This window comes from Anaerofustis stercorihominis (genome assembly GCF_005844425.1).
GTDB classification, from domain to species: domain Bacteria; phylum Bacillota; class Clostridia; order Eubacteriales; family Anaerofustaceae; genus Anaerofustis; species Anaerofustis butyriciformans.
This window is the reverse complement of record NZ_SPHL01000057.1, coordinates 1-7,469: the sequence shown is the minus strand read 5'-3', so window position 1 is coordinate 7,469 and position 7,469 is coordinate 1. Positions and strand designations below refer to the sequence as shown.

Annotated in this window: 9 protein-coding genes; 5 read left to right on the top strand and 4 right to left on the bottom strand. The window is 29.0% G+C overall.

The window, feature by feature from the left end:
• Positions 1–2,006 (bottom strand): single-stranded-DNA-specific exonuclease RecJ (recJ, locus tag FGQ49_RS09785; protein WP_171020678.1); only part of this gene is annotated, 2,006 nt, incomplete at its 3' end.
• A 118-nt stretch (positions 2,007–2,124) separates the two neighbouring features.
• Here recJ and FGQ49_RS09780 point away from each other — a divergent pair.
• Positions 2,125–2,499 carry a TIGR04086 family membrane protein gene (locus FGQ49_RS09780; RefSeq protein ID WP_138269686.1) on the top strand — a complete coding sequence of 125 codons (375 nt, stop codon included), beginning with the start codon at positions 2,125–2,127 and terminating at the stop codon, positions 2,497–2,499.
• 192 nt (positions 2,500–2,691) lie between these two features.
• On the opposite strand, the gene FGQ49_RS09775 is transcribed toward FGQ49_RS09780, so the two are convergent.
• From FGQ49_RS09775 to FGQ49_RS10440, 3 genes are read right to left on the bottom strand one after another with little or no spacing between them, the layout of a single operon-like run.
• Positions 2,692–3,243, bottom strand: coding sequence for a hypothetical protein (locus FGQ49_RS09775; RefSeq protein ID WP_138269685.1), 552 nt, complete (start codon positions 3,241–3,243; stop codon positions 2,692–2,694).
• A 37-nt stretch (positions 3,244–3,280) separates the two neighbouring features.
• Positions 3,281–3,481 carry a hypothetical protein gene (locus FGQ49_RS09770; RefSeq protein ID WP_138269684.1) on the bottom strand — a complete coding sequence of 67 codons (201 nt, stop codon included), beginning with the start codon at positions 3,479–3,481 and terminating at the stop codon, positions 3,281–3,283.
• Positions 3,482–3,530: 49 nt separating this feature from the next.
• Entirely contained in the window at positions 3,531–3,683 is a 153-nt protein-coding gene (locus tag FGQ49_RS10440; protein WP_171020677.1) for a hypothetical protein, read from the bottom strand.
• A gap of 134 nt (positions 3,684–3,817) precedes the next feature.
• Between FGQ49_RS10440 and FGQ49_RS09765 the strand changes: the two genes are divergently transcribed.
• From FGQ49_RS09765 to tyrS, 4 genes are all read left to right on the top strand, one after another.
• Positions 3,818–4,132 carry a hypothetical protein gene (locus FGQ49_RS09765; RefSeq protein WP_138269683.1) on the top strand — a complete coding sequence of 105 codons (315 nt, stop codon included), beginning with the start codon at positions 3,818–3,820 and terminating at the stop codon, positions 4,130–4,132.
• 5 nt (positions 4,133–4,137) lie between these two features.
• Entirely contained in the window at positions 4,138–4,392 is a 255-nt protein-coding gene (locus FGQ49_RS09760) for a hypothetical protein (protein WP_138269682.1), read from the top strand.
• Positions 4,393–4,648: 256 nt separating this feature from the next.
• A complete protein-coding gene (gene proS, locus FGQ49_RS09755) occupies positions 4,649–6,085 on the top strand; it encodes a proline--tRNA ligase (RefSeq protein WP_138269681.1) in 1,437 nt (478 codons plus the stop codon).
• A gap of 12 nt (positions 6,086–6,097) precedes the next feature.
• Entirely contained in the window at positions 6,098–7,321 is a 1,224-nt protein-coding gene (gene tyrS / locus FGQ49_RS09750; protein ID WP_138269680.1) for a tyrosine--tRNA ligase, read from the top strand.
• Positions 7,322–7,469 lie beyond the last annotated feature (148 nt).

The window sequence follows — 7,469 nt, the reverse complement described above, 5'->3', positions numbered from 1 at the left end:
ATAACATCTTCACCTATATTTTCTATAGGTAAAACCAAAATATTAATCTTTCCCTCTATCTTATTTAATTTATTATAAGAAATATTATAATCATATTTTTTATACTTTAAAAATTTATTAAGTCTGATAAATGTATCTTTAGAATATACTACAAACACTTTATCTTTATATTCTTCGATAGCTGTTTCAAAAGGATACTCTAAAGCATTTTCACATGGATAAAAATATTCTTTTAATTTAAGATTATTTATAAAGTAATAATAATTAGCTTTGTCAAAATCCCTTAAATTAATATCGTGATAATCAATATCTTTAAGCTCAAACTGAAGTTTTTCTATTCCCTTATATGAATTTATAGATAAATTAAACACAATATCAAAGGTCTTTGTAAAATCATACTCGTTTACATAGTGTCCCATAGAAAAACCTATGGCATCATAATAATTCCCGTTATATAAAATACTTAATTTTAAGTGGTCAAAATTTTTACCTATTGCCCTTGCATGATTAATTACTACATTTCTAAGGCAAAGCACACTTCTTGAGTTACCGATTCCAAAAGGAGCAAACCTTTCAAGCTCCATAGCTGATGGAATATTCAAATTAGATGGTATTGCCGTTGTATCATAATATACTCTTTTATAAAATAGATTTTCTATTTTCTTTTCTTTTGCATAATTGTTAGATTTTTTTATAAGTATTTCAAGATTTTCATCTTTTATGCTAAATCCAGCAGCAGCAGAATGACCGCCAAATTTTATAAATAAATCCCTGCTTTCATTCAAACAATCAAATATATTAAAACCTGTTATACTTCTACATGAAGCTTTAATAACTCCCTCTTCTGATTTTGTCATAATCACAACAGGACGGTTATATTTTTCCTGTATTTTACTTGCAGCAACACCCATAACCCCTTCATTGAAATCTTCACCTAAAATAAATAAAATAAGGGAATTATTTAAAAGGTCGTTTTTTTCTATGTACTCTTCACTTTTAGCAAATATTTCCTCTTCGATATCTTTTCGTTCATTATTTAATTCACATAATTTAGAAGATAGTATATCTACTTCGTTGTCATCATCCGTTAAGAAAAGCTTGCAAGCAAGATTTGCATCAATAAGTCTGCCGGCAGCATTTATTCTCGGACCTATTTGAAAACTTACATTACCACAGTTTATATTATCTATATTCAAATCAGCTTTTTTTATTAAAGATACAAGCCCTTTATTTTTAGTATTTCTTAGTGCTTTTAATCCAAGAGATGCTATTATTCTATTTTCACTTGTTAAAGAAACTATATCGACTATTGTTCCAACCATTGCAAAAATAAGAATTTCACTTATATCATAATCAAGCTCAAAATATTTTTTTATTCCAAGAGCTATTTTAAAAGCAACCCCTGCCCCACATAATTCACTAAAAGGATAATTATCTGATTCAACTTTAGGGTTTATTATTCCATAAGCCTTTGGGAGTTCTTTTGGTGGAGTATGGTGGTCGGTAATAACAACATCAATACCTTCACTTTTTAAAATTTCAACTTCTTTAACAGACGTAATTCCGTTATCAGTTGTAATAACTAAATCAGGCTTAATTGAAATTATTTTTTCAATACTTTCGGTATTTAATCCATAACCGTTTGTAAACCTATTTGGTATAACTATTTGCACGTTAATTTTCATAAAAGTCAAAATTTTATAAAGTATTATGCTTGAAGTTACCCCATCACAGTCATAATCTGAAAATATAACAACACTCTCATTATTTAAAATTACTCTCTTTAATCTTTCCATGAATACTTTCATATCCTTAAACATAAAAGGATCATACAAGTCTTCAATTTTAGGATTTAGATAAGTTTCAACTTCTCCAAATGTAGTAAACCCCTTCATGTTAAGCAAGAGAGCACTCAAATAAGATATATCAAATTGTTCTTTTAAATTTTCTATAAAATCATAATTTATGTTTTCTGAACTTTTTTGTTTAAAAATTTTATATTCCAATTCTAAAACCCCTAAAAAAATATAAATAAATTTTAACATATAATAAACAAATATTGTAATGAATTAAAAAATAAAATAATAAATATTTAATATAAAATATACGAAAGGATTAAAAATCATGACAAAAAACAACAACATAAAAAAACTTCTAAATGGAGTAATGATAGGGTGTGTATTCTGCGTTATCAGTGTTTTTGTATTTTCTCTTTTTATGTATTTTTTTGATTTCCCCGTAAGTGTGGAATCAGGGGGACTTTATATTTTACTTAATTTGGGGCTGTTTATTTCAAGTCTTTACGCAGGAAAAAATGTATCAAAAAACGGTTATCTATACGGTATTTTAAACGGTATAATTTTCCTTTTTATTATGCTTGTTTTAAATATTTTTCTTAATCAAGGTAATTTTAACTTTTTTAATTTTCTTTTAAAAATACCTTTATTTATCCTTCTTTGTGCCGTAGGAGGAATATTCGGTGCAAATCTAAAAAAATAACAATTTTACGACAATATAATAATTTTTATCCATTTTCCCGATAATTTTAAATACTTCAAATTTAGCCTTTTTGCATGCAGTTTTACCGAAATTGCATGCAATATGTTAAAATTTGCATGCAGTTTTCAACAAAGTAAAGTAAAGAAAAGTATAGTAAAGTAAAATATAAAAAAGACATTGCAGGCAATGTCTTTAGGAAAGCAAATCAACAAGCTCCAAAATATTTTCAAAATCTTTATTTCCTTTAAAATCTTTTTCTTTATTATTGTGCTCAGCTAAAACATTAATTTTTTCATTTTCATTTTTATCAATATTTTCAGGAAGAAAAACACTTTTTAATTCTCCCATACTGCTAAGCAAAGGAAGCATATTTATCATTGATTCTATCTTATTAAAATCACTTCCAAGAGAATGCTTTAAACTTTCCATTAAAAATTTATTTGTTCCTTGTTTTCCCTCTTTTTTTATTCTTAAAGTTTTATTTTTTATATTTTGTGCATGAGAAAAGTAATTATCAACATATTTCAGCTTTTTTCGCACATTATGTATATTAAAATTATCTGTAAATAAATGCTTGTTTTTATGGTATTTATTTGTAGCTTGAATAGAACTGTCATTATCCCTGGAATTTTCAATTACATATTTTGCTTTTACGTAAGATGTATTGTTTCCACCCCCAAATGCAGAGTAAAGCAAAATTAAAACCAGAATTTCACCAAATGATATGTTTTTTGGGCTATCCATATTTAATCTCCTTTAAAAGGGGCCAAGGCCCCTTTTTTTAACACTCATCATCACAGAAAAGTAAAAATAATACTAAAATAATAAGAATTATGTTGTTTCCATCAAATATGCCTCTTAGGAAACCTCCCCCGCAGCCACAATCATTATTATTATCACCGCATAAAAATAGCATTGCAAGAATGATTAAAATTATTAAATTATCATCTTCACACAAACAATCCAAAAAATTACCTTTCAAAAGAAAGTACCTCCTTTATATTAATAGGATAAAGATATCTATCAGCTGATTATTCAGTAAATAAAACGATTAATAGTAAGAAGAAGAATAGTAATGAACAAGGGTCGTCGCCGAACATTTCACAGTCATTAAATAAAACTACCAAAAGTAAGAAAAACATTAATAAACATTCACAAGAACAATCATCTAAAAAATTACACATATAAATTACCTCCGAGTAATAGATTTTAATAGGTGCTTTTTTTAAGCTCCTAATTCATAGTACGCGGCTATATAAGATTGTGTGATGAAATAATTAAAGTTATTTCAAAATTAAAATTAAAGGAGGTTTAAAACTTGAAAGAAAAAGATGTTTCAAAGATGATAAATATGGCAAACAGCCTAAATATCAACGAAAGTTCTTTTGAAAAGTTAAAAGATGAAGCAAACAGAAAAGGAGTAATGGAAAAGGCAGAAAGACTTGAAGAAGAATACGCTCCGAAATTTAGACAGTTTTTAAAAGAAAACGGAGATTTATCGAATTTAAGCAACGAAGAAAAAGCAAGAGTAATTCTCGAATACAAGGAAAAACTACCAAAGAAAGAGCAGGAACAATTTGAAAAAGTTCTCTCTCTTTTAAAATCTTATGTAAAGAAAAACAAGTCAAGGTAGAAAAAATGAAAAGAAGAAAATTAAATAATGAGAATAATATTCAAAATGATGAGAATTTGAATTTATCAAACGTACATAATAAAAGACATAAAAAAAGAAAGAGGAACAGAAAAATGGAAAAGAAAAAAGTAATTGTAAATAATGACGATACTGTAAGAGAAGTCATAATAAAAAATAACAAAAATCATAATATAAAAAACGAAAAAGATAACGATAAAATATTAACAAAAGAACAATTTTTAAAAGGAGAGGATTATTAATCCTCTCCTTTTCCTTTTTGGTTAAATAACATATAAATAAGTAAAGACCAATATGCAAATATAATCAAACATATAAAAATATCAAATGTAAAATGTCTTATCATACATGCACTTCATTAATTTTAAAATATAAAACATTAAAAGAAGAAATAATGTTTATTTCATGGTTTTTAAAAGTAAATTATGGTGCATTTTATAAATACTTATGCTATAATATTTAATTGATTAAAATTATAAAATGTAGGAGAAAAAGAAAATGGGTAAGAAAAAGAAAGTAGAAGCTATAACCCCAATGGGTGAAGATTTCGCTCGTTGGTACACAGATGTAATAACTAAAACGGAAATGGTAGACTATGCCCCCGTAAAGGGATTTATGGTTATTCGTCCTTATGGTTATGCACTATGGGAAAACATTCAACAAGCTTTTGATAAAAGATTTAAAGAAACAGGACATCAAAATATGTATTTCCCGTTACTTATCCCGGAAAGCTTTTTAAATAAAGAAAAAGAACACGTTGAAGGATTCGCACCTGAAGTTGCATGGGTAACACACGGAGGAGAAAACGAATTAGCAGAAAGATTATGCGTTAGACCTACAAGTGAAACAATTATATGTAGTATGTATGCAAAATGGTTAAAATCTTATAGACAACTTCCTTTCCTATATAACCAATGGGCAAACGTTGTAAGATGGGAAAAAACAACAAGACCATTCCTTAGAACAAGCGAATTCTTATGGCAAGAAGGTCATACAGTTCACGCAACTTTTGAAGAAGCACAAGAAGAAACTTTAAAAATGATTGATATTTACAGAGAAATCTGTGAAGATTACCTTGCAATGCCTGTTGTTGTAGGTCAAAAATCTGAAAAAGAAAAATTTGCCGGTGCTCATGCTACATACACAATCGAAGCATTAATGCATGACGGACAAGCTCTTCAAAGCGGAACAAGCCACAACCTTGGAGATCACTTTGCTAAAGCTTTCGAGATTAAGTTTTTAAATAAAGAAGAAAAAGAACAATACGCATACTCAACATCTTGGGGAGTATCAACAAGATTAATCGGTGGAATAATAATGGTTCATGGTGATGATTACGGATTAGTACTTCCACCAAAAATTGCACCAACACAAGTTGTTATCATTCCTATTGCACAACATAAAGAAGGCGTACTTGATAAAGCAAACGAATTAAAAGAAAGATTGAAAGATTATAGAGTAACACTTGATGATAATGACTCATATTCACCTGGTTGGAAATTCAATCAATGGGAAATGAAAGGTGTTCCTGTAAGAATTGAAATCGGACCTAAAGATATTGAAAACGGTGAGTGTGTAATTGCAAGAAGAGATACTTCAGAAAAAATATCTGTTTCTCTTGATGAAGTAGAAACAAAAGTAAAAGAACTTCTTGAAGAAATACAACAAAATCTATTTAACAAAGCTTTAAAACACAGAGAAGAACATACAAAAGTTGCAAAAGATATGGACGAATTCAAAAAAGTTCAAAGTGAATCTCTTGGTTTTGTAAAAGCTATGTGGTGTGGATGCAGAGAATGTGAAGATAAAATCAAAGAAGAAACAGGCGCAACACTAAGATGTGTACCTTTCAAACAAGAAGATATCGGAAGTGATAAATGCGTATGCTGTGGTAAAAAAGCAGATAAACTTGCGTACTTTGCAAGAGCATATTAAGGAGAAAAGAAAATGACTTTATACGAAGAACTGGTTGAAAGAGGTTTAATAGCCCAAGTAACCGATGAAGAAGAAATAAAAGAACTTATTAATAACGGAAAAGCCACTTTTTATATAGGATTTGACCCAACAGCAGATAGTCTTCATGTAGGACACTTCATGGCTCTTTGCCTAATGAAAAGACTTCAAATGGCAGGAAACAAACCTATCGCTCTTGTAGGAGGCGGTACTGGTATGATTGGCGACCCATCAGGAAGAACTGATTTAAGACAAATGATGAGCGTTGAAACAATAAATGAAAACTGCGAAAAATTCAAACAACAAATGAGCAGATTTATTGATTTTTCTGACGGTAAAGCATTAATGGTAAATAATGCTGATTGGTTAAGAGACTTAAACTATATAAATTTCATAAGAGATATAGGTTCTCATTTCAGCGTTAACAGAATGTTATCATTTGAATGTTATAAGCAAAGAATGGAAAGAGGCTTAAGCTTCCTTGAATTTAACTACATGATAATGCAAAGCTATGATTTTTACAGACTATACAAAGATTATGGCTGTAATATGCAATTTGGCGGAGACGACCAATGGAGCAACATGCTTGGCGGAACCGAACTTATCAGAAGAAAACTTGGCAAAGATGCTTATGCAATGACAATTACTCTTCTTCTAAACTCAGAAGGAAAGAAAATGGGTAAAACAGCATCAGGTGCTGTATGGTTAGATAAAAACAAAACATCTCCATTTGATTTTTATCAGTACTGGAGAAACGTTGCGGACGAAGATGTTATCAAATGCTTAAAAATGCTTACATTCCTTCCTCTTGAACAAATCAAAGAAATGGAAAAATGGCAAGGAAGCGAACTTAATAAAGCTAAAGAGATATTAGCATATGAATTAACAGAACTTGTTCATGGTAAAGAAGAAGCCGACAAGGCAAAAGAAGCTGCAACTGCACTTTTCAAAGGAGGCGTAAGCAGTGAAAACATACCTTCAACAGATATTACAAAAGATGAATTAAGTGAAGAACCTACCCTACTTGACATAATGTTAAAAGCAAAATTAATCCCTTCAAAAAGCGAAGGAAGAAGACTTATTAAACAAGGTGGAGTCAGCGTAAATGATGAAAAAGTAACAGACGTAAACAAAGCCATAACAATGGAAGATTTTAACAATAACGAAATGATAATAAAGAAGGGTAAAAAGGTATATCATAAAATAAATATTGTATAATAAACGTTGACATAAATAACAATATTTAGTATTATTGACTTGATGTAAATAAGCTATTTTAAACAATTAATAATTAAATTTTTAAGGAGAAAGATAAAAATGGCAAGAGAAAAATACGAAAGAACTAAACCACATGTAAATATTGGTA

What these genes read in the sequence shown, in the direction of transcription:
- FGQ49_RS09760 (WP_138269682.1), top strand. Translation starts at nt 4,138, where the DNA reads ATGAAAAGAAGAAAATTAAATAATGAGAATAATATTCAAAATGATGAG.
- FGQ49_RS10440 (WP_171020677.1), bottom strand. Translation starts at nt 3,683, where the DNA reads ATGTGTAATTTTTTAGATGATTGTTCTTGTGAATGTTTATTAATGTTT.
- FGQ49_RS09775 (WP_138269685.1), bottom strand. Translation starts at nt 3,243, where the DNA reads ATGGATAGCCCAAAAAACATATCATTTGGTGAAATTCTGGTTTTAATT.
- tyrS (WP_138269680.1), top strand. Translation starts at nt 6,098, where the DNA reads ATGACTTTATACGAAGAACTGGTTGAAAGAGGTTTAATAGCCCAAGTA.
- FGQ49_RS09780 (WP_138269686.1), top strand. Translation starts at nt 2,125, where the DNA reads ATGACAAAAAACAACAACATAAAAAAACTTCTAAATGGAGTAATGATA.
- proS (WP_138269681.1), top strand. Translation starts at nt 4,649, where the DNA reads ATGGGTAAGAAAAAGAAAGTAGAAGCTATAACCCCAATGGGTGAAGAT.